Origin of the sequence: Pseudomonas sp. MWU12-2345, assembly GCF_023242385.1 — a bacterium.
Taxonomy (GTDB): Bacteria; Pseudomonadota; Gammaproteobacteria; order Pseudomonadales; family Pseudomonadaceae; genus Aquipseudomonas; species Aquipseudomonas gingeri_D.
Genome location: NZ_JALLJA010000016.1, coordinates 35,279 through 54,960, shown reverse-complemented (window position 1 = coordinate 54,960; position 19,682 = coordinate 35,279). Strand labels below are relative to the sequence as shown.

Genomic DNA, 19,682 nt, shown 5'->3' with positions numbered 1-19,682 from the left:
AGCCATAAACCTGGGGGTTTCGCAGGGCTTGTTTTTTCTCCCGGAGTTGGCGTAGAGTTTCTCTACTGTGTTTGCATGGGTCGCTTGGAATCGTGACCTGGGCAGTAGCCTGAAGTTTGCTACAACCCGTTCGACGCCTCTTACTTTCCTGCAACCCAGCCCAGTACTCTTTCATATGAAAGGGACTGTCATTAATTTTAGCGTCAAGGAAATAAGAAAATGTCCCAACGTCAGAGCGGTACCGTCAAGTGGTTTAACGACGAGAAAGGTTTTGGTTTTATCACTCCAGAAAGCGGTCCGGATCTGTTCGTCCATTTCCGCGCTATTCAGGGCAACGGCTTCAAGAGCCTGAAAGAAGGCCAGAAAGTGACCTTCGTCGCCGTGCAGGGCCAGAAAGGCATGCAGGCTGATGAAGTGCAAGCGGAAGCCTGATCCCCAGGGAGCCCGTTTTCTTGCAATGAAAAGCCCCTGATATTGATATCAGGGGCTTTTTTATGGGCGCAATTTCGTAAACTGGCTTTTTTCAGTCCTCACGGAGAGAGCCACCATGTCAAAACACGTGCTGAGCCCCCAGGGTGATTTCCCCGCCGCCGGCCTGGGCCGTCGCCTGGCCGCGATGTTCTATGATTTCCTGCTGTGCACCGCGCTGCTGATCGTCACTGCTTTTATCTACAAGCTGGTGCAGATGGCGATCGTCGGCGAACAGCAACTGCGCAAGCTCTCCGACGCCGGGGCGCTGGACGGCGATCCGTTGCTGTCGACAATCCTGCTGTTCGTGCTGTTCGGCTTTTTCGCCAAGTTCTGGACCTACAAGGGCCAGACCCTGGGCATGCAGGTCTGGGGCATTCGCGTACAGAACACCGACGGTACAGCCATCAGTCTCTGGCAGGCGCTGCTACGGTTTATCGTATCCATTGCCTCCTGGATCTTCGGCCTGGGCTTCCTCTGGTCGCTGGTCGACAAGCAGAAGCGCAGCTGGCACGACATCTACTCCAACAGCCAGTTGGTCCGCCTGCCCAAACCTTCCAAGTAAACCGGCGCAAAAAAGCCCGCCTGTTTCGAGGCGGGCTTTTTCATACAGCGACTTCAGTCGGGCTTATTCAGCCAGTTTGAAGGTAATGAAGCTGGCACGTCCCTGACGCAGTACGCGCATGGACACCGAACGATTCTTCGGCAGGGCCTTGGCAATGTCGGTGAACTGCGCCGCGCTAGTGATCGCCTGGTTGTTCAGGTGGGTGATCACATCGCCCGGTTGCAGGCCGATCAAGGCTGCGGGACCGTCCTGGACATCCTTGATGACCACGCCACCCTTGAGGTCGTTGTCTTTCTTCTGCTCATCGCTCAGCTCGACCACGGAAATCCCCAGGCGGTTGCTGCTGCGCTCGGCACCGTTGGCCTTGGCGAGATCCATTTCCTTGCCTTCGTCCGGAATCGCACCGACCGTCAGGTCCACGGTCTTGCGCTTGCCTTCACGAATCACTTCCAGGGATGCCTTGTCACCGGCCTTCAACGCGCCGACCAGATGCGGCAGGTCAGCCGACAGCTCGATCGGCTGGCCATTCAGGCTGAGGATCACGTCACCGACCTGCAGGCCACCCTTGGCCGCCGGACCACCGTCCTGCACCTGGGCGACCAGGGCACCGGCAGGCTTGTCCAGGCCGAACGACTCGGCCAGGTCCTTGTTGACCTCCTGGATCACCACGCCCAACCAGCCACGGCTGACCTTGCCACCGGCCTTCAACTGGTCGGAGACGTCCATGGCCACGTCGATCGGGATCGCGAAGGAAACCCCCATGAAGCCACCGGAGCGGGTATAGATCTGCGAGTTGATCCCGACCACTTCACCGTCAAGGTTGAACAGCGGGCCACCGGAGTTACCCGGGTTGATCGGCACGTCGGTCTGGATGAACGGGACATAGTTCTCGTTCGGCAGACTGCGGCCCACGGCGCTGACGATGCCCTGGGTCACGGTATGGTCGAAGCCAAACGGCGAACCGATGGCGACCACCCACTGGCCGGCCTTCAGGTCCTTGGACTTGCCGAGCTTGAGGGTCGGCAGGTCCTTGCCGTCGATCTTCAACAGCGCCACGTCGGAACGTGGGTCAGTGCCCACCAGCTTGGCCTTGAGCTCGCTGCGATCAGCCAGGCGTACCACGATCTCGTCGGCATCGGCGACCACATGGTTGTTGGTCAGGATGTAGCCGTCCTTGGAGATGATGAAGCCCGATCCCAGGGACTGGGCTTCACGTTGGCGACCGCCGCCACCGCCACCACCTTTCGGACTGCGCGGCTGCGGGAAACCGCGGAAGAATTGCTGGATTTCCGGCGGCAGGCCTTCTAGCCCCTGCATGTCGGAAACCTTGCGATCCGGCAGTTTCTGGGTGGTGCTGATATTGACCACCGCCGGCGAAGCCTGCTCCACCAGTTCGGTGAAGTCGGGCAAGTCAGCGGCCTGGGCGGTCATCGCCTGGCCGAGCACCAGGACGGTGGCGACAATGGACAGATAAGACTTCAAGCGTGGTATCGACATATGGCTCCCGTGAACAACGAGCATGATTAAGCGATAGGCCCTTGCAAGCCCCAGGCATGAAACACCGGGACTTTCGGACCGGAAACAGCAAACAAGGCCAGAGCTGAGGGGCTCTGACCTATAGGAAAATTCAGGGATATTTGCAAATGAATTTGATCACCAAACATTTCTGCACCAGCCCCCACAGCCCCCATGATTCAGCAGCTCACTGCTTGGCCTGCGCATTGCCGGAACGCATGGACAGTGCAATCCGTTCGGCCGTACCGATGGGAATCTCACCCACCACCGTGACCATGATGTCGCCGCTCGGCGTGGTCAGGTGTCGCGACACCGCGACCGTCGGCCCCAACTGGGCCCGGGCGTCGGTTACCGTGGCACCGTTGAGGGGCTCAAGGAACACCGAAAAACGCGACAGACCGTCGTCATACATCAAGCTGCTGACCTCGACCTTGGTGGCCGGGTCGACCCGCGCCGTGCTGCTGACCAGTTCGAAACCCGGCGGCAGCCAGTCCGAATGCCACAACTGGGCCACCGCTGCTCCCAGTGCCTGCACCTTGGGCTGGGCCTGGTTGGTCAACAGGACCACCGGCTTGCACTCGGCACTCGGCTGTACCTGGCTTTCCTCGGGAGGCTGGGTGGTATTCAATTCGGTAAACTGGAAACGCTCCAGCAACTGCCCCTTGTCATTGAGCAACAATGACTTCAAGGGCAAGCCGGTCTCACGATCCAGATGCAGTTCAAAACCATAACGATGCTGGTCACGCGGCGTCAGCGAGACCACCACGGCGGCACGACCGGCCACCCGCGACTTGCCGACGACGGCGATGTCGTACCAGGTCTTGAGGGTCTGGGTGTCCAGGGAGCGGGTATGGGAATCGGGCATATCGCCGAGCCCCGCCACCAGCGCACCACTGACGCACTGGGTATGACCATCGACGCGAACAACCTCTTGTGCCGAGCCATCGAGCTGGATCAGACGCTCACGAACCTTGCCATCGCGCACCAGGTGCCAGATGCCATGGGTAGAAAAACTACCGTTGCGCTCGTAGACGAAAGTGCCCTGAAAGCTTTGCTGCTGCTCGGCTTGCCCAAGACGGTTCAACCAGTCCTGGGCCTCATCGGCCTGGGCTGGAAGAGCCCACCAGCCACTGAGCACCAGCGTTAGAAGAGGTAGCGCGCGCATGATCCTCCTTAACGGTTTTCCAAGCTGGCGGCACGGGCGTAGGGCAGAGCGCTTTCAGAGCCCTTGAGTGCGGCCTGTTGCGCATGCTGGCGCAGGTAGCCTGGCAAACGCTGATCGTGCCAGCCGGACTGGCCTTGCTGCAGCACGCCATTGGCCATCGGGCCGGTCGACTGGTCGCTGCTTTCAGTGTAGCCGGCCAGCACCGCCGGGCCTTTGGCCGTAGGGGCAACCAAGCCTGGCTGGTTCGATTGCTGGGCCAGTTGGGCACCGACAATGTCATCCTGGTTGTACAGACGCACACCGGCCAGTACGGCCAGGGTGACCGAGGCCGCGACGGCCAGGCGACCGAGGGTACGCCACGGACCGCGAGTGTTTTTAGCCGGGACTTCTTCGCCGGCCAGGGCCGCGGAAACGGCCGAGGCCAGGTCCAGGCGCGGGTCCAACAGTTCCTTGTGCATCACTGCCCGGGCGATTTGGTAACGAGACCAGGTGGCACGGGTCTCGGCATCGTCAAGGGCATTGAGCACCCGACGCAATTCCAGTTCGTCCGCTTCGTTATCCATCACCGCGGACAGCGATTCCTGCAGGGCTTCACGACTCATGGCGGTTCCTCTCTTGGCTGTCGCCGCTGTCTCAGGTTTCCTGCAACAACGGCTGCAGGGCTTTATCGATGGCCTCCCGAGCGCGGAAAATCCGGGAGCGCACGGTGCCCACCGGACACTGCATGACGGCTGCAATGTCCTCATAACTCAGACCGTCGAATTCACGTAAAGTTAAAGCCGTACGCAAATCTTCTGGCAATTGCTGGATGGTCCGATGGACGGTGCCTTCGATCTCATCCCGCAACAATGCACGCTCCGGCGACTCGAGGTCCTTGAGGCCATGATCGCCGTCGTAGAACTCCGCGTCCTCTGAACTCACATCGCTGTCCGGTGGCCTGCGACCGCGGGACACCAGGTAGTTCTTCGCCGTGTTGATGGCGATGCGGTAGAGCCAGGTGTAAAAAGCACTGTCACCGCGAAAATTGCCCAATGCACGGTAGGCTTTGATAAAGGCTTCCTGTGCAACGTCCTGGGCTTCATGGGTGTCGTGCACGAATCGCACGATCAACCCGAGAATTTTGTGCTGATACTTCAGCACCAGCAGATCAAATGCCCGCTTGTCGCCGCGTTGAACGCGCTCGACCAGCTGCTGATCCTCTTCCTGGGTTAGCATGAACACTCCTCATAGGACCTGAAGGAGGCGTGCATCGCGAATTGACCAGGCTTGCAAACATAGACTCGGGCTTCTGGCAAAAGTTCTCCCCCTTCAAGCAAGTTTCCTGTGGCCCGCCGAACGGACACACACGAAAAACGCAGCACGGCCAGCGCCGACTGCGTGAATAATCTGGTCGTCGAATCTGCTTGCGAAGGCCGTCTCAGGCACCTCGCATAAAGCCGACGCTGTCCCCTTCTTTCAGGCACCCCGCATGGGAGCCCGGAGCCCCGTAAAAGTTCCCGGAACCCCCTGCGGGTAATGGCATTGTAATGGCTGTGCTGACCACGGCTGCCTGAGCCTTGGTTATAGCTGAAAAATCATTGCCTTACCCTGCAAAAGCGCATGCATGGCGGCATGGACTGGCGCACACTCAGCGCCCACAGCCCTTTCACAATGCCACAAAGGCCCGGCTATTGTGCCGCTCCCCCCAGCCATATACTAGTGGGCTGTCGGGCGGGGCCCGGCAACTGCCCCCGGGCGCTTTTTTCGGATGTTTCTGATGAGCCGACATTTTCAACACGATGTGCTGGTGATTGGCAGCGGTGCCGCCGGCCTGAGCCTGGCCCTCACCCTGCCCAGCCATCTGCGCATTGCCGTCCTGAGCAAGGGCAACCTGGCCAACGGTTCGACTTTCTGGGCCCAGGGCGGAGTCGCCGCGGTGCTCGACGATACCGACACCGTGCAGTCCCACGTCGAGGACACCCTCAACGCCGGCGGTGGCCTGTGCCACGAAGACGCCGTGCGCTTCACCGTCGAGCACAGCCGCGAGGCCATCCAGTGGCTGATCGACCAGGGCGTGCCGTTTACCCGCGACGAAGAGGCCAGTGCCGATGACGGCGGTTTCGAGTTCCACCTGACCCGCGAGGGCGGCCATAGCCATCGACGGATCATCCATGCCGCCGACGCCACCGGCGCGGCAATCTTCAAGACCCTGCTGGAGCAAGCCCGCCGGCGGCCCAATATCGAGCTGCTGGAACAACGGGTGGCCGTCGACCTGATCACCGAAAAACGCCTGGGCCTGGCCGGCGACCGCTGCCTGGGGGCCTACGTGCTTGACCGCGGCACCGGCGAGGTGGACACCTATGGTGCGCGTTTCACCGTGCTCGCCTCGGGCGGCGCGGCCAAGGTCTACCTCTATACCAGCAACCCCGACGGTGCCTGCGGCGACGGCATCGCCATGGCCTGGCGCTCGGGCTGCCGGGTGGCGAACCTGGAGTTCAACCAGTTCCACCCCACCTGCCTGTATCACCCCCAGGCCAAGAGTTTTCTGATCACCGAGGCCCTGCGTGGCGAAGGCGCGCACCTGAAGCTGCCCAACGGCGAACGCTTCATGCCGCGCTTCGATCCACGGGCCGAACTGGCGCCACGGGACATCGTGGCCCGGGCCATCGACCACGAGATGAAGCGCCTGGGCATCGACTGCGTCTATCTGGACATCAGCCACAAGCCCGAAGCCTTTATCAAGGCGCACTTCCCGACGGTGTACGAGCGCTGCCTGGAATTCTCCATCGACATCACCAAAGGCCCGATTCCCGTGGTCCCGGCCGCGCACTACACCTGTGGCGGTGTGCTGGTGGACCAACAGGGCCGTACCGATGTGCCCGGTCTGTACGCCATCGGCGAGACCAGCTTCACCGGCCTGCACGGCGCCAACCGCATGGCCAGCAACTCGCTGCTCGAATGTTTCGTCTACGCCCGCTCGGCGGCGGCGGACATTCTCCAGCAACTGCCGCAGATCGCCGTGCCGGCCGCCCTGCCGAGCTGGGATGCGAGCCAGGTGACCGACTCCGACGAGGACGTGATCATCGCGCACAACTGGGACGAACTGCGGCGCTTCATGTGGGACTACGTCGGCATCGTGCGCACCAACAAGCGCCTGCAACGGGCGCAACATCGCGTGCGCCTGCTGCTGGACGAGATCGATGAGTTCTACAGCAACTACAAGGTCAGCCGCGACCTGATCGAGTTGCGCAATCTGGCCCAGGTCGCCGAACTGATGATTCGTTCAGCCATGGAACGCAAGGAAAGCCGGGGCCTGCATTACACCCTCGACTACCCGGACCTGCTGCCCGAGGCGCTGGACACTATCCTGGTGCCGCCCACCTACGTCGGCTGAACTTCAGGCGTACACGCAGGCGCCGATGCACATCCGGCGCCTGCGCATCCCAGGGGACACACAGCGCACGGACCCGGCGCTCGCCCGGCAGGCGAAAACGCAGCAGCACCAGCCACGGCAGGGCCAGGCTGTCGCGACACAACTGCACCGGCTGCCAGCCAGCGGCCTGGCTCCACAGCTGCCAGCCCTGCTCGTCACGGCGCAAGCCGGTAAAAGCCGACGGATGGCTCAGCAGCAACTGCCGTGGCAACACCCAGGCGCTATGCAGCAGACACAGCAAAGCCCCGGACAGACTGGCCCAGCGCGGAATATCCAGCAGACAAAGCGAAACCAACGAAAGGCCCAGGGCCCCGAGATACACCGCCGGCAGCAGCCGTGAGGCCTGCCAGCGGCATTCGAACAGATTACTTGGGCTGGACACGATCCAGGATCATGCGAACCATTCGCTGCAACTCAGGATCTTCCGATTCGGAGCGCTCCATGAACCAGCCGAACATGTCCTGGTCCTCGCATTCGAGCAGGTTGCGATAGCAGTCGCGGTCAGCCTGGCTCAGATGCGGGTACACCTCCCTGACGAACGGTACCAGCAACACGTCCAGCTCCAGCATGCCGCGCCGGCTGTGCCAATAGAGGCGATTGAGTTCTACATCTTCGACCATGGAGCGCTCCTCAAATTTGAGCGCAAGTATACAGCCCTGCGCGCGTGCGGACAGTCGGCTTTGGTCGGGGGCACGGGCACTGTTGTGAACTACCCATTTGCCAGGCGCCCCTCTATGATGTCTCCCATCCTTTATTCCGCTGCGATGACCCATGGCCGATTCCGCTTTTTTCTGCACGCTGACCCACGAAGGCGTTCTTGCCGTCCGCGGCTCCGACGCCGCCAAGTTTCTCCAGGGCCAGCTGACCTGCAACCTCAACTACCTGAGTGACGTGCGGGCCAGCCTCGGTGCCCGCTGCACGCAAAAAGGCCGCATGCAGTCGAGCTTCCGTATCCTGCTCGAAGATGACGGCGTGCTGCTGGCGATGGCCGGCGAGCTGCTGGAGCCGCAACTGGCGGACCTGAAAAAATACGCGGTGTTCTCCAAATCCAAGCTCACCGACGAAAGCGCCGGCTGGGTCCGTTTCGGCCTCGGCGACGGCGACGCCGCCTTGCGCGGCCTGGGCCTTGAGCTGCCGACAGAGACCGACGCGGTGGTCCGCGCGGACAATCTGATCGCCCTGCGGGTTTCCCCGGGACGCAGCGAACTCTGGGTTCCAGCGGATCAGGCCGCCCGGGTGCGCGAGCATCTGGCCGCGCAACTGCGTGAAGCCGATCTGAACACCTGGCTGCTCGGCCAGGTGCGTGCCGGTATCGGCCAGGTCATGCCGCAGACCCGCGAACTGTTTATTCCACAAATGCTCAATTTGCAGGCGGTCGGTGGCGTAAGCTTCAAGAAAGGCTGCTATACAGGGCAGGAAATCGTCGCCCGCATGCAGTACTTGGGCAAGCTCAAGCGCCGCCTTTATCGTCTGGCGCTGGTGGCCGACCAGCTGCCGGAACCGGGTAGTACGCTGTTCGCTCCCTCCCATGGCAGCGCCATCGGTGAAGTGGTGATCGCCGCCCGAGCGGAAAATGGCATTGAACTCCTGGCCGTTCTGCAAGCCGAAGCTGCGCAGGAAGGTCATGTGCACCTGGGCGATTTGCAAGGTCCGGCCCTGACATTACTGGACTTGCCCTATCAACTGGACCGCGACAGCGAAATCCAGCGTTAAACGCACCGCCCTAGAGAATTGAAATGAACAAGCTGGCGGAAAAGGTCCAACGGGATTTGGTCAAGGCCATCGACAACGATGACCTGGTTCTGCCGACCCTCCCGGAAGTGGCCCTGAAGATTCGCAAGGCGGCGGAAGATCCGGAGATCAGTGTCAGCACCTTGAGCAAAGTGATCGGTGGCGACACTGCCTTGTCGGCGCGCCTGATCAAGGTGGTCAACAGCCCGTTGCTGCGGGCCAGCCATGAAGTTACCGACCTGCACACGGCTATCACCCGGCTGGGCGTCAACTACAGCAGCAACCTGGCCATCGGCCTGGTCATGGAGCAGATTTTCCATGCCCGCTCCGAGGTGGTGGAACAGAAGATGCGCGAGGTCTGGCGCAAGAGCCTGGAGATCGCCGGGGTCTGCTACGTGCTGTGCCGCAACTTCACCCTGCTCAAGCCGGACCAGGCGGCGCTGGGTGGGCTCGTGCACCAGATCGGCGTTCTGCCGATCCTGACCTATGCCGAGGACCACTATGAGTTGCTCGCCGATCCGCTGAGCCTGGATCATGTGATCGACAGCATTCACCCATTGCTCGGCGACGAGTTGCTGAAGGTCTGGGAGTTTCCGGAGATGCTCGCCAAGCTGCCCGGGCAATACCTGAACCTGGAGCGTGACAGCAAGGGCGTCGACTATATCGGCCTGGTGCAGATCGCCAGTGTGTTTTGCCATCAGGGCACGGCGCATCCTTTCGGGCAAATCGCCCTGGGTGATTTGAAAGCCTTTATCAAGCTGGGGCTGGATGCGCAGAGCAGCGCCCTCAGTGACCAGCTCAACGAAGCGCGGGAGATGTTCCGCTAGACTGATCCGGCGATAAAGCTCACACGGACCTTCAAACCGTGGGGCTGGGCCTCGTGCAGACTGATCTGCGCCAGATGCGCCCGGCAGATCTCGCCGACAATCGCCAACCCCAGCCCGGCACCGACGCCCTGCTGATGACGCCGGTAAAAACGCTCGAAGACCCGTCCCCGCTCCTCCAACGGAATCCCCGGCCCGTCGTCCTCGACCTCCAGCACCGCCGGCAAGCCGACCCGCAGGATCACATTGCCACCGGACGGTGTATGGGCCAGGGCGTTGTCCACCAGGTTGCTCAACAACTCGTTGAGCAAGGTCGGCTCACCCCGCAACCACACCGGCTCGTCGGCCTCCAACGCCAACGCCACACCCCGCGCATGGGCCAGCGGCGCCATCGCCATGCCCAACTCCCGCGCCAGCTGACTGAGATCGAGCAACTGCGCGCCGCCCTCGGCAATCGCCCGCGCGCCATTTTCGATCCGCGCCAGCGACAGCAACTGATTGGCCAGATGGGTCAGGCGATCGGTACCCTGGGCCGTGGCTTCCAGGGTCTCGCGCCAGATCGCCGGCTCGTTCGCCCGCAAGCCCAGCTCAAGACGCGCCTTGAGCGCCGCCAGCGGCGTGCGCAGTTCATGGGCGGCGTCGGCGATAAACTGCCCCTGGCGCTCGAACTGCCGACGCAGGCGTTCGGTGAAGTGATTGAGCGAGCGCACCAATGGCCAGAGTTCATGCTGCACCTCCACCAGCGGCAAGGGCCGCAGATCGTCCGGCTGGCGCTCTTCCACCGCCGCGCGCAAACGCTCCAACGGACGCAAGGCCGCGCTCACGGCAAAGCCCACCAGCAGCAACGCGCCCCCCGCCAGCATTCCCAGGCGCAGCAGGGTGTCAGCCATCAGGCTACGGGCCATGTTGACCCGGGCTTCATCGGTTTCGGCCACTCGTATTTCCGCCATGCCGTTCATGTTCGGCTCGCTGACCGCCTTGAGCAGGCTCACCACCCGCACGTTCTGCCCGCGATATTGGCCGTCGTAGAAGCGTGCCAGTGCCGGATAGTCATCGGTGCGCGGCGTGCCGGGCGGCGGTGCGGGGAGGTTTTCGTAACCGGAAATCAACTGCTGGTGGATGTCGTTGACCTGGTAGTAGATCCGCCCGGCGCTGTCATAGGCAAAGGTGTCCAGGGCCACGTAGGGCACGTTGGCGCTCAGGCTGCCGTCGCGTTGCGAGAGGCCGGCGGCGATGGTCCGCGCCGAGGCCAGCAAGGTACGGTCATAGGCCGTATCCGCCGCCTCGCGACCGTTGTAATAAGCGCTCCAGCCGCTGGCGAGCATCAATGCCACCAGCAACAACGCCAGGTTCCACAGCAGCCGCCAACGCAGGCTGCCGGCCTTATGCATCGCGGTGTTCCAGCAGATAGCCGAGGCCACGGAAGGTGACGATGACCACCGCCTGGCCGTCGAGCTTCTTGCGCAGGCGGTGCACGTAGATCTCGATGGCGTCGGCGCTGGCCTCCCCGTCCAGGCCGAAGACCTGCGCGGCCAACTGCTCCTTGCTCATCACCCGACCCGGTCGGGCAATCAGTGCCTCGAGCACTGCTTGTTCGCGCGAAGTCAGGGTCAGCAGTTCGTCGCCAAGGCTGAAACGCCGGGTGTCCAGGTCGTAGACCAGCGGCCCGCAACGTTGCTGGCGCTCACCGCCGAGCACGCTACGGCGCAGCAGCGCCTTGACCCGTGCTTCCAGCTCAGTGAGTTCGAACGGCTTGGCCAGGTAATCGTCGGCCCCCAGGTTCAGGCCATGGACGCGGTCCTTCACATCACTGCGCGCGGTGAGCATCAGCACCGGCAGGTTCTTGCCGCGGGCGCGCAAACGGGCCAGGACTTCAAAACCGTCCAGGCGCGGCAGGCCCACGTCGAGGATCGCCACGGCGTATTCCTCGCTGCTCAAGGCCAGGTCGGCGGCCACCCCATCGTGCAGCACATCCACGGTCAAGCCCGCGCTCTTGAGCGCCTGGGCAACACTTTCAGCCAGTTGGGGATGGTCTTCGACCAGAAGCACGCGCATGGATTTCCTACCTCGACCGGGCTGACTTAAACGCCCTTTTGGCCGGGAGTCTACCGGATAAACAAAGCGCCGCTAGCCATCGCCGGCCGAGTTCAGCGGACCTTTTGCGCTGAAAGCCTGGTGAAAGGTTGACCCATTAGAGTCCCCTCACGGACAGTGACGACCACCGTCGGAGCAGGTCCTTGGAAACCCGAAAACGCCTCGATGCGTTTTCGTTCGAATAAGAACAATAATGGAGTCACCCATGATGTTGCCATTGCGCACCTTCGCCCTCGCCGCCGGCTGCCTGCTGTTTGCCGGACACCTCTGCGCCGCCGAACCCAAACGCCCCGAATGCATTGCCCCGGCCTCCCCCGGCGGTGGTTTCGACCTGACCTGCAAGCTGGCGCAAAGTGCCCTGGTCAACGAAAAGATCCTCAGCAAACCCATGCGTGTCACCTACATGCCCGGTGGCGTCGGGGCCGTGGCCTACAACGCCGTGGTCGCCCAGCGCCCGGCCGATGCCGGCACCCTCGTGGCCTGGTCCAGCGGTTCGCTGCTGAACCTGGCGCAAGGCAAGTTCGGCCGCTTCGACGAAGGCGCGGTGCGCTGGCTGGCGGCCGTCGGCACCAGCTACGGGGCCATCGCGGTGAAAAGCGACTCGCCGTATAAAACCCTCGACGACCTGGTCAAGGCGCTGAAGGCCGACCCGAGCAAGGTGGTCATCGGCTCCGGCGGCACCGTCGGCAGCCAGGACTGGATGCAGACCGCGCTGATCGCCAAGGCCGCCGGGATCAACCCGCGTGACCTGCGCTATGTGGCCCTCGAAGGCGGCGGTGAAATCGTCACCGCGCTGATGGGCGGACATATCCAGGTCGGCAGCACCGACATTTCCGACTCCATGCCCCATATCCAGAGCGGCGATATGCGCCTGCTGGCGGTGTTCGCCGAAAAGCGCCTGGACGAAGAGGAAATGAAGAACATCCCCACCGCCAAGGAACAGGGCTACGACATTGTCTGGCCGGTGGTGCGCGGTTTCTACCTGGGGCCAAAGGTCAGTGACGAAGACTACGCCTGGTGGAAAGCCGCCTTCGACAAACTCCTGGCCTCGGAAGACTTCGCCAAGCTGCGTGACCAGCGCGAACTCTTCCCTTTCGCCATGACCGGCCCCGAGCTCGACACCTATGTGAAGAAACAGGTCGCCGACTACAAGGTGCTGGCCAAGGAATTCGGCCTGATCCAGTGATCATCCGCGCCTAGCGTTCGCGCCCCTGCAAAGGGGCGCGCCACAGGAGTTCGTCCCATGCTTTTACAACGACTGTTTGCCGTCGTGTTGCTGCTGGCCTGCGCCGGCCTGGCATTGATGGCCTGGCCCTATCAGGCCGCATTTTCCTACGAACCGGTCGGCCCCCGCGCCTACCCGCTACTGATGCTCGGCCTGATGGGCCTGGGCTTGCTGTACCTGCTGTTTCGTCCCACCCCCATTGTGCACAGCGAAGAAGAGCCGCCGCTGGACCCTGCCACCTTGCGCAAGATCGGTGTTTGCGTGGTGCTGTTGCTGGCGTTCGCCGCCACCTTCGAATCCCTGGGTTTCATCCTCAGCAGCATCCTGGTGGGCATCCCCATGGCGCGCCTGTACGGCGGCCGCTGGTTGCCGAGCGCGCTGATCATCAGCCTGATGAGCATCGGACTTTATCTGCTGTTCGATAAAGCCATGGACGTGCCGCTGCCCCTCGGATTGCTCGACGTACTGGAGAACTGACATGGATACTTTCGGCTATCTGGGCCAGGGCTTCGGCGTCGCCCTGAGCCCCTACAACCTGGTGACCGCACTGTGCGGGACCCTGATCGGCACCGTCGTCGGCCTGCTCCCGGGCCTGGGCCCGATCAACGGCGTGGCGCTGCTGATCCCGATTGCCTTCGCCCTCGGCCTGCCGCCGGAGTCGGCGCTGATCCTGCTGGCGGCGGTGTACCTGGGTTGCGAATACGGCGGGCGGATCAGCTCGATCCTGCTCAATATCCCCGGCGAAGCCTCCACCGTGATGACCACCCTCGACGGCTACCCCATGGCCCGCCAGGGCCTGGCCGGCGTAGCCCTGTCGCTGTCGGCCTGGAGCTCGTTCATCGGTGCCTTTATCGCCACCTGCGGCATGGTGCTGTTCGCCCCGTTGCTGGCGAAATGGGCGATTGCCTTCGGTCCGGCGGAGTACTTCGTGCTGATGGTCTTTGCCATCGTCTGCCTTGGCGGCATGGCCGGCGACCGACCGCTGAAGACTTTTATCGCGGCGCTGATCGGCCTGTTCCTGTCGAGTGTCGGGATCGATGCCAACAGCGGTGTGTACCGTTTCACCGGCGACAATATCCACCTCACCGACGGCATCCAGTTCGTGGTGCTGGTGCTGGGCCTGTTTTCCATCAGTGAAATCCTCCTGCTGCTGGAAAAGACCCATCGCGGCCAGGAAGCGGTGAAAGCTACCGGGCGGATGATGTTCAACTTCAAGGAAGCCGCCTCGGTGTTCGTGGTGAATATCCGTTGCGGCCTGCTGGGTTTCATCATGGGCGTGTTGCCGGGTGCCGGCGCGACACTGGCCAGTGCCGTGGCCTATATGACGGAAAAACGCCTGGCGGGTGCCAGCGGCACCTTCGGCCAAGGTGACAAACGTGGCCTCGCCGCACCGGAAACCGCCATCGGCGCCTCGGCCTGCGGTGCCCTGGTGCCGATGTTGACCCTCGGCGTCCCCGGTTCCGGGACCACGGCGGTGATGATCGGCGCCCTGTCGCTGTACAACATCACCCCCGGCCCGCTGTTGTTCCAGCAGCAGCCGGACATCGTCTGGGGCCTGATCGCGTCATTGTTTATCGCCAACGTCATGCTGGTGATCCTCAATATCCCGATGATCCGTATCTTCACCCGCATCCTCGCCGTGCCGAACTGGGCGCTGGTGCCGGTGATCGCCATCATCACCGCGATCGGGGTCTACGCCGTCCACGCCACCACCTTCGACCTGTTCCTGATGGTCGGCATCGGTATCTTCGGCTATATCCTGCGCAAACTGGATTTCCCGCTGTCGCCGGTATTGCTCGGCTTTATCCTCGGCGGATTGATGGAGTCGAACCTGCGCCGGGCGCTGTCGATTTCCAACGGTGCGCTGGAAATTCTCTGGTCGAGCCCGATCACGGCGGGGGTCTGGGCACTGACGGCGATCATGCTGCTGATGCCGCTGCTGCGGATCTGGCGCAAGCGTTCGGCCCAGCGCCGCGCATTGGCGAATGCTTGAGAACTGACGAACTGTCACTTCTCCCTGTAGGAGCGAGCTTGCTCGCGATGGTGGTCAACGATAACGCGGGTAGTCTGATGCCCCGTGGTGTCTGGTCATCCATCGCGAGCAAGCTCGCTCCTACAGGGGGTGGGCAAGACCGTCAGAGCGGCGGCAAGGCCCACTGAATCGGCGCCAGGCCGTTCTGCTCGAGGAACTTGTTGGTCCGGCTGAAATGCCCGCAACCGATAAACCCGCGATAGGCCGACAACGGCGACGGGTGCACCGACTTCAACACCAGGTGCTTGGTCGCGTCGATCAGCTTCTGCTTGCCCTGGGCATGGGCACCCCACAGCAGGAACACCAGTTTGTCCTGGCGCTCGCTGACCACCTCGATAATCCGATCGGTAAAGAACTGCCAGCCACGATTGGCGTGTGAGGCGGCGATGCCGCGTTCCACGGTCATGGTGGTGTTGAGCAACAACACGCCCTGTTCGGCCCAGCTTTGCAAGTAGCCGTGCCGGGGAATGTCGATATTCAGGTCGCGCTGCAATTCCTTATAGATATTGACCAGCGACGGTGGCGCCGGAACACCTGGCTGCACCGAAAAGCACAGGCCATGGGCTTGACCGGGGCCGTGGTAGGGGTCCTGGCCGATGATCACCACCTTCACCTGATCCAGCGGCGTGGTGTTCATGGCATTGAAGATCAGCGGGCCCGGCGGGTAGATCTCTTTCCCGGCGGCACGCTCCTGGCGCAGAAATTCTCGCAACTCGCTCATGTAGGGCTTGTCGAACTCTTCACGGAGCGCCTGCTTCCAGCTGGGCTCGAGTTTGATGCGGTCTTCGTCGGTCATGATCGTGTCCGGAAATAACAATGGGGCGGACACTAGGAAAGCCCATCACGCTTGTCAATTGATCCGCGACAGAACCGGCACTTTCCCACACAAGGATCATACTGTGCATTCAACGAGTAGCGAGGTCACGATGAACCTGCATTTCGAAGAGCTCACCGGTATCAACGGTGCCCGCCTGGGTATCGCCACCCTGGATGCCGAACACACCCTCAACGCGCTGTCCCTGCCGATGATCCAGGTTCTGGACGAACGTCTGGAGACCTGGGCGCGGGATCCGAACATTGCCTGCGTGCTGTTGCGCGGCAACGGCGCCCGGGCTTTCTGCGCCGGCGGCGAAGTGCGCAGCCTGGCCCAGGCCTGCCAGGCGCACCCCGGCGCCGTACCTCCGCTGGCCAGCGTGTTCTTTGCCTCGGAGTACCGCCTCGACTATCGCCTGCACACCTATCCCAAGCCGGTGCTGTGCTGGGCCCATGGTTATGTCCTCGGCGGCGGCATGGGCCTGCTGCAAGGCGCATCCATTCGTATCGTCACCCCGAGCAGCCGCCTGGCGATGCCGGAGATCGGCATCGGCTTGTACCCGGATGTCGGCGCCAGTTGGTTCCTCTCGCGACTGCCGGGCAAGCTGGGCTTGTTTCTCGGCCTGACCGGCGCGCAGATGAACGCACGCGACGCCATCGACCTGGGCCTGGCTGACCGGCTCCTGGCCGACGATCAACAGGAAGAGCTGATCGAAGGGCTGTTGCAACTCAATTGGCAGGAACAGACGGCGATGCAGCTCAACAGCCTGCTCAAGGCCCTGGAGCGTCAGGCCCGCGATCAGCAACCGCAGCCGCAGGCGCAATGGTTGTCGCTACGCGATCGCATCGATGAATTGCTGGATGTCAGCGATGTGCACTGTGCCTGGAAGGCCATTGCGCAATTGGCCGAAGACGCCGACAAACGCCTGGCCCGGGCGGCCAGGCAACTCAAGGAAGGCTGCCCGCTGACCGCGCACCTGGTCTGGGAACAGATCGCCCGGGCCCGGCACCTGTCGCTGGCGCAGGTGTTCCAGATGGAATACACCCTGAGCCTCAACTGCTGCCGTCATCCGGAGTTCAGCGAAGGCGTGCGGGCACGGCTGATCGACAAGGACGGCGAACCGCGCTGGCATTGGCCGGATATCGCCGCCGTGCCGGAAGCGGTGGTCGAGGCGCACTTCCACAAGGCCTGGGAGGGACGTCACCCGCTGGCGGACTTGTCGGACTACTGATCGAAGTTGCCCGGGTCAGCGTCCGTTGCCGTTGCCGTTGCCGTGTCCACGGCCACCGTCGCCACGGTGACCACCGCGGCCGCCATGGTCGTCACCGCTCCATTGATGCCGATCCCAACCCCAACCCCGGTTCGGGTAAGGGCGATAGGTCGGTGCGTAATAGCGTGGCGCGGGCACATAATAGTCGCGCCGGTAGTAGGAGCCGTCGCCGTAGTAATAGGCCGGGGCCGGGGCGGTGTAGACATCGGAGCGGTAGTAGGTGGCCCCACCATCGTAGTAGGGCACGCACGCGGACAGCAGCAGGGACAGGCTTGCAGCGAGAAGGATTCGAGGGTACATGGCGGCCTCCTGGACCGCTAAGGGGCGCCGGACAGCGACGCTGACCGACGTAGGCGGGCCAATGCCCGCCTACACCTGATCAGACCGTGAAACCCTTGGCGAGTGCCCTGAAACCAAAAATTCCCCCGCCATACCGCGTGGTCGCCAAAAGCTTCGCGGGCAAGCCCTGCTCCTACAGTTCAGCGTCGAATACAAATCTTGTGTACGACACGAAACTGTAGGAGCGGCCGGTCGACGCTCGATTGCCCGCGAAGAGGCCCTGAAGCCAGGCGCTATGCTCCGGGCTTGGCGCTGATCTGCTCCTGCAGGTTCTGGATCTGGTTCTGCAGGGTGGTGATATTGCGCGTGACCTGCCCACGGAAAGCATCGAACTCCGCCGTGTTGCCAGCCGCCTGTCCACCCGCGGCCTGACGGTTGTCCTGCTCGCTCTTGAGCACGATCAGTTCCTGTTCGATGCGCTCGACCGCCGCGCTGCTATTACCCTGCTTTTTCAAGGCGGCAATTTCGGCGGCGTTGCTCTTCACCTGCGCGTCGAGCTTGCCCGCATCGCCCTGGCCGGCCTTCAAGTTGGCCAGTTCCGCCGTCAGGCTTTTGACCTGGGCCTGCAACTGGGTGTTGGCCGTCTGCTGGTCCGCCGTCAGCGCGCTCATCTGTTGCAGCCGCTGCTCAAGGCCGGTGGCCTGCCCGGCAACGCCCTGTTGCTGGCGGCCCTGCTCAAGCAACTTGCCTTCAAGCTGACGGATCTGCAACTTCAGCGCTTCGCTGTCGCTGTTGACGCTTGACTCGCTGGCGACCACTTTCCCGGAAATCGCCTGCAAACGCCCAGCCGCTTCCTCGCTGATACGCGCAAAGCTTTCCTGGGTCGCCACCAGTTGCTGCTCCATCAGGCTGATCTGCTGGAAACTCCACCAGGCAAGGCCAGCGAAGGCAATGAACAAGGCCCCGACCAGCGCCCACAGCGGCCCGGTGCTCGGCACCTTGACCTTGAGCCGTGGCGTGGCGGCGACCTGGGTACGCGTGCGTTCACGCACGGGCGCGGTGCCCACATGTTCCTCATGGTCGTCCGCATCGGCACGCAGGCTGGGCACATCATCGAAATCGTCGTTGGCATCGTTACGCATGAAGGAACCTTTCTGAACCGCAGTGATAGCGAAATACGGCGAGTATAACCCCCCAACCCGCCGCTCTGATCGACCCTGAACCCGGAACCGGGTTCAGTTGTGGTAACCGAATATTTAAACGGCCGCCGGTTCCTGGGCTTTCCACCAGGCGCAAAACTCGTCGAGGGCCGCCCACAGGCTGACCTTGGGGTCGTACCCGAGATAATGCCTGGCGCGGCTGATGTCGAGGGTGAAATCCTTGTTCATCACCTGCATGCCCAGGCGCGACAGGGTCGGTTCCGGGCGTCCCGGCCAGAGAGCGCAGGCACTTTCGTTCAAGGCCGCGACGCTGTAGGCCAGGCCGAAGGAGCGGTAGCGGGTCACCTGCGGCACCTGCATCTGGCGCATCACGTAGTTCACCACATCCCACAACGGAATGGGGGTGCCGTTGCTGATATTGTAGGCCTTGCCCAGGGCTGATTCACCGACCTGCAGGCTGCTCAGCAAGGCTTCGTTGAGGTTGTGCACGCTGGTGAAATCGACCTTGTTCAGGCCGTTGCCGACAATCGACAGCCGGCCTTTGCGCTGCATCTTCAGCAGGCGCGGGAAGATGCTCATATCGCCGGCACCGGTGACAAAGCGCGGACGCAGGGCAAGTACCTCCAAGCCGAACTCCTGGGCGCCGAAAACCTTTTGCTCGGCCAGGTACTTGGTAGCGGCGTACGGATGCCTGAAGCGCTTGGGCACCTGTTCCTCGGTCAACCCCAGGTGCGAACGACCGTCGAAATAGATCGACGGCGACGACAGGTGCACCAGGCGCCGGACCTGCTGCTTGAGGCAGGCCTCGACCACGTTCTCGGTGACCAGCACATTGCCCTGGTGGAAGTCCTGGTAGCGCCCCCACAAACCCACCGCGCCGGCGCAATGCACCACGGCCTCGACATCGTGGCACAGCTCGCGTACCAACTGCGGGTCGCTGAGGTCGCCCTGGATAAACTCGGCGCCACGCCGCACCAGATGCTCGACACTCTCGGCCCGGCGGCCATTGACCCGCACCTCATGGCCCTGCTCCAGGGCGCAACGCGCAAAGCGCCCGCCGATAAAGCCGCTTGCGCCGGTAACCAGAATTTTCATCGATTGCTCCACATACCTTGATTCGTCCTGCCT

General features: G+C 62.6%; 21 protein-coding genes. 9 read left to right on the top strand and 12 right to left on the bottom strand.

Annotated features, from left to right (window positions below; genetic code table 11):
* Positions 1 to 219 precede the first annotated feature (219 nt).
* Both M5C71_RS25565 and M5C71_RS25560 read left to right on the top strand, forming a co-directional pair.
* The gene (locus tag M5C71_RS25565) at positions 220 to 432 is read left to right on the top strand and encodes a cold shock domain-containing protein (protein ID WP_003175786.1); all 213 of its coding nucleotides are present in this window, start codon (positions 220 to 222) and stop codon (positions 430 to 432) included.
* 115 nt (positions 433 to 547) lie between these two features.
* Complete coding sequence (locus tag M5C71_RS25560) at positions 548 to 1,033, top strand: RDD family protein (RefSeq protein WP_103494224.1); 486 nt, start codon at positions 548 to 550, stop codon at positions 1,031 to 1,033.
* A gap of 63 nt (positions 1,034 to 1,096) precedes the next feature.
* On the opposite strand, the gene M5C71_RS25555 is transcribed toward M5C71_RS25560, so the two are convergent.
* The 4 genes from M5C71_RS25555 to rpoE form a co-directional block, all read right to left on the bottom strand.
* Complete coding sequence (locus M5C71_RS25555; protein WP_248768994.1) at positions 1,097 to 2,530, bottom strand: DegQ family serine endoprotease; 1,434 nt, start codon at positions 2,528 to 2,530, stop codon at positions 1,097 to 1,099.
* A 205-nt stretch (positions 2,531 to 2,735) separates the two neighbouring features.
* Complete coding sequence (locus tag M5C71_RS25550; protein WP_103498293.1) at positions 2,736 to 3,713, bottom strand: MucB/RseB C-terminal domain-containing protein; 978 nt, start codon at positions 3,711 to 3,713, stop codon at positions 2,736 to 2,738.
* 8 nt (positions 3,714 to 3,721) lie between these two features.
* Complete coding sequence (locus tag M5C71_RS25545) at positions 3,722 to 4,315, bottom strand: RseA family anti-sigma factor (protein ID WP_103498292.1); 594 nt, start codon at positions 4,313 to 4,315, stop codon at positions 3,722 to 3,724.
* 31 nt (positions 4,316 to 4,346) lie between these two features.
* The gene (gene rpoE / locus M5C71_RS25540) at positions 4,347 to 4,928 is read right to left on the bottom strand and encodes an RNA polymerase sigma factor RpoE (RefSeq protein WP_017127586.1); all 582 of its coding nucleotides are present in this window, start codon (positions 4,926 to 4,928) and stop codon (positions 4,347 to 4,349) included.
* Between the two features lie 541 nt (positions 4,929 to 5,469).
* Here rpoE and nadB point away from each other — a divergent pair.
* Complete coding sequence (nadB, locus tag M5C71_RS25535) at positions 5,470 to 7,086, top strand: L-aspartate oxidase (RefSeq protein ID WP_103498291.1); 1,617 nt, start codon at positions 5,470 to 5,472, stop codon at positions 7,084 to 7,086.
* Here the strand turns inward: nadB and M5C71_RS25530 are convergent.
* On the bottom strand, positions 7,055 to 7,507 hold the full coding sequence (locus M5C71_RS25530; RefSeq protein WP_103498290.1) for a protein YgfX: 453 nt from the start codon (positions 7,505 to 7,507) through the stop codon (positions 7,055 to 7,057). The genes nadB and M5C71_RS25530 overlap by 32 nt on opposite strands.
* Positions 7,491 to 7,745 carry a succinate dehydrogenase assembly factor 2 gene (locus M5C71_RS25525; protein WP_100944438.1) on the bottom strand — a complete coding sequence of 85 codons (255 nt, stop codon included), beginning with the start codon at positions 7,743 to 7,745 and terminating at the stop codon, positions 7,491 to 7,493. Before M5C71_RS25525 ends, M5C71_RS25530 begins: the two co-directional genes overlap by 17 nt.
* Before the next feature lie 151 nt (positions 7,746 to 7,896).
* Here M5C71_RS25525 and M5C71_RS25520 point away from each other — a divergent pair, with 151 nt between their 5' ends.
* Both M5C71_RS25520 and M5C71_RS25515 read left to right on the top strand, forming a co-directional pair.
* Positions 7,897 to 8,838 carry a folate-binding protein YgfZ gene (locus M5C71_RS25520; protein ID WP_248768993.1) on the top strand — a complete coding sequence of 314 codons (942 nt, stop codon included), beginning with the start codon at positions 7,897 to 7,899 and terminating at the stop codon, positions 8,836 to 8,838.
* A gap of 23 nt (positions 8,839 to 8,861) precedes the next feature.
* Positions 8,862 to 9,683 carry an HDOD domain-containing protein gene (locus tag M5C71_RS25515; protein WP_103498288.1) on the top strand — a complete coding sequence of 274 codons (822 nt, stop codon included), beginning with the start codon at positions 8,862 to 8,864 and terminating at the stop codon, positions 9,681 to 9,683.
* Here M5C71_RS25515 and M5C71_RS25510 read toward each other — a convergent pair.
* Both M5C71_RS25510 and M5C71_RS25505 read right to left on the bottom strand, forming a co-directional pair.
* Complete coding sequence (locus M5C71_RS25510) at positions 9,680 to 11,071, bottom strand: sensor histidine kinase (protein ID WP_248768992.1); 1,392 nt, start codon at positions 11,069 to 11,071, stop codon at positions 9,680 to 9,682. The genes M5C71_RS25515 and M5C71_RS25510 overlap by 4 nt on opposite strands.
* Positions 11,064 to 11,735: a response regulator gene (locus tag M5C71_RS25505; RefSeq protein WP_248768991.1), complete on the bottom strand. Its 672-nt coding sequence runs from the start codon at positions 11,733 to 11,735 to the stop codon at positions 11,064 to 11,066. Before M5C71_RS25505 ends, M5C71_RS25510 begins: the two co-directional genes overlap by 8 nt.
* Positions 11,736 to 11,979: 244 nt before the next feature.
* On the opposite strand from M5C71_RS25505, the gene M5C71_RS25500 reads away from it, so the two are divergent.
* From M5C71_RS25500 to M5C71_RS25490, 3 genes are read left to right on the top strand one after another with little or no spacing between them, the layout of a single operon-like run.
* Positions 11,980 to 12,960: a tripartite tricarboxylate transporter substrate binding protein gene (locus tag M5C71_RS25500; protein ID WP_103498285.1), complete on the top strand. Its 981-nt coding sequence runs from the start codon at positions 11,980 to 11,982 to the stop codon at positions 12,958 to 12,960.
* 57 nt (positions 12,961 to 13,017) lie between these two features.
* Complete coding sequence (locus M5C71_RS25495; protein WP_152741320.1) at positions 13,018 to 13,476, top strand: tripartite tricarboxylate transporter TctB family protein; 459 nt, start codon at positions 13,018 to 13,020, stop codon at positions 13,474 to 13,476.
* Position 13,477: 1 nt separating this feature from the next.
* Positions 13,478 to 14,992, top strand: coding sequence for a tripartite tricarboxylate transporter permease (locus M5C71_RS25490; protein WP_103498283.1), 1,515 nt, complete (start codon positions 13,478 to 13,480; stop codon positions 14,990 to 14,992).
* A 142-nt stretch (positions 14,993 to 15,134) separates the two neighbouring features.
* Here the strand turns inward: M5C71_RS25490 and ung are convergent, their stop codons facing one another.
* On the bottom strand, positions 15,135 to 15,827 hold the full coding sequence (gene ung, locus M5C71_RS25485; protein ID WP_152741321.1) for a uracil-DNA glycosylase: 693 nt from the start codon (positions 15,825 to 15,827) through the stop codon (positions 15,135 to 15,137).
* A gap of 130 nt (positions 15,828 to 15,957) precedes the next feature.
* Between ung and M5C71_RS25480 the strand changes: the two genes are divergently transcribed.
* Positions 15,958 to 17,076, top strand: a complete 1,119-nt coding sequence (locus M5C71_RS25480) for an enoyl-CoA hydratase/isomerase family protein (protein ID WP_248768990.1) — start codon at positions 15,958 to 15,960, stop codon at positions 17,074 to 17,076.
* 15 nt (positions 17,077 to 17,091) lie between these two features.
* Here M5C71_RS25480 and M5C71_RS25475 read toward each other — a convergent pair whose 3' ends face one another.
* The 3 genes from M5C71_RS25475 to M5C71_RS25465 form a co-directional block, all read right to left on the bottom strand.
* Positions 17,092 to 17,415, bottom strand: coding sequence for a hypothetical protein (locus tag M5C71_RS25475; RefSeq protein WP_248768989.1), 324 nt, complete (start codon positions 17,413 to 17,415; stop codon positions 17,092 to 17,094).
* A gap of 272 nt (positions 17,416 to 17,687) precedes the next feature.
* Positions 17,688 to 18,536, bottom strand: coding sequence for an ATPase (locus M5C71_RS25470; RefSeq protein ID WP_248768988.1), 849 nt, complete (start codon positions 18,534 to 18,536; stop codon positions 17,688 to 17,690).
* A 114-nt stretch (positions 18,537 to 18,650) separates the two neighbouring features.
* A complete protein-coding gene (locus tag M5C71_RS25465; RefSeq protein WP_103498278.1) occupies positions 18,651 to 19,649 on the bottom strand; it encodes an NAD-dependent epimerase/dehydratase family protein in 999 nt (332 codons plus the stop codon).
* Between the last annotated feature and the right edge of the window lie 33 nt (positions 19,650 to 19,682).

Excerpts from the sequence above, each read along its gene's own strand:
- M5C71_RS25565 (WP_003175786.1), top strand. The coding sequence starts at position 220 with ATGTCCCAACGTCAGAGCGGTACCGTCAAGTGGTTTAACGACGAGAAA.
- M5C71_RS25560 (WP_103494224.1), top strand. The coding sequence starts at position 548 with ATGTCAAAACACGTGCTGAGCCCCCAGGGTGATTTCCCCGCCGCCGGC.
- M5C71_RS25555 (WP_248768994.1), bottom strand. The coding sequence starts at position 2,530 with ATGTCGATACCACGCTTGAAGTCTTATCTGTCCATTGTCGCCACCGTC.
- M5C71_RS25550 (WP_103498293.1), bottom strand. The coding sequence starts at position 3,713 with ATGCGCGCGCTACCTCTTCTAACGCTGGTGCTCAGTGGCTGGTGGGCT.
- M5C71_RS25545 (WP_103498292.1), bottom strand. The coding sequence starts at position 4,315 with ATGAGTCGTGAAGCCCTGCAGGAATCGCTGTCCGCGGTGATGGATAAC.
- rpoE (WP_017127586.1), bottom strand. The coding sequence starts at position 4,928 with ATGCTAACCCAGGAAGAGGATCAGCAGCTGGTCGAGCGCGTTCAACGC.
- nadB (WP_103498291.1), top strand. The coding sequence starts at position 5,470 with ATGAGCCGACATTTTCAACACGATGTGCTGGTGATTGGCAGCGGTGCC.
- M5C71_RS25525 (WP_100944438.1), bottom strand. The coding sequence starts at position 7,745 with ATGGTCGAAGATGTAGAACTCAATCGCCTCTATTGGCACAGCCGGCGC.
- M5C71_RS25520 (WP_248768993.1), top strand. The coding sequence starts at position 7,897 with ATGGCCGATTCCGCTTTTTTCTGCACGCTGACCCACGAAGGCGTTCTT.
- M5C71_RS25515 (WP_103498288.1), top strand. The coding sequence starts at position 8,862 with ATGAACAAGCTGGCGGAAAAGGTCCAACGGGATTTGGTCAAGGCCATC.
- M5C71_RS25510 (WP_248768992.1), bottom strand. The coding sequence starts at position 11,071 with ATGCATAAGGCCGGCAGCCTGCGTTGGCGGCTGCTGTGGAACCTGGCG.
- M5C71_RS25505 (WP_248768991.1), bottom strand. The coding sequence starts at position 11,735 with ATGCGCGTGCTTCTGGTCGAAGACCATCCCCAACTGGCTGAAAGTGTT.
- M5C71_RS25500 (WP_103498285.1), top strand. The coding sequence starts at position 11,980 with ATGATGTTGCCATTGCGCACCTTCGCCCTCGCCGCCGGCTGCCTGCTG.
- M5C71_RS25495 (WP_152741320.1), top strand. The coding sequence starts at position 13,018 with ATGCTTTTACAACGACTGTTTGCCGTCGTGTTGCTGCTGGCCTGCGCC.
- M5C71_RS25490 (WP_103498283.1), top strand. The coding sequence starts at position 13,478 with ATGGATACTTTCGGCTATCTGGGCCAGGGCTTCGGCGTCGCCCTGAGC.
- ung (WP_152741321.1), bottom strand. The coding sequence starts at position 15,827 with ATGACCGACGAAGACCGCATCAAACTCGAGCCCAGCTGGAAGCAGGCG.
- M5C71_RS25480 (WP_248768990.1), top strand. The coding sequence starts at position 15,958 with ATGAACCTGCATTTCGAAGAGCTCACCGGTATCAACGGTGCCCGCCTG.
- M5C71_RS25475 (WP_248768989.1), bottom strand. The coding sequence starts at position 17,415 with ATGTACCCTCGAATCCTTCTCGCTGCAAGCCTGTCCCTGCTGCTGTCC.
- M5C71_RS25470 (WP_248768988.1), bottom strand. The coding sequence starts at position 18,536 with ATGCGTAACGATGCCAACGACGATTTCGATGATGTGCCCAGCCTGCGT.
- M5C71_RS25465 (WP_103498278.1), bottom strand. The coding sequence starts at position 19,649 with ATGAAAATTCTGGTTACCGGCGCAAGCGGCTTTATCGGCGGGCGCTTT.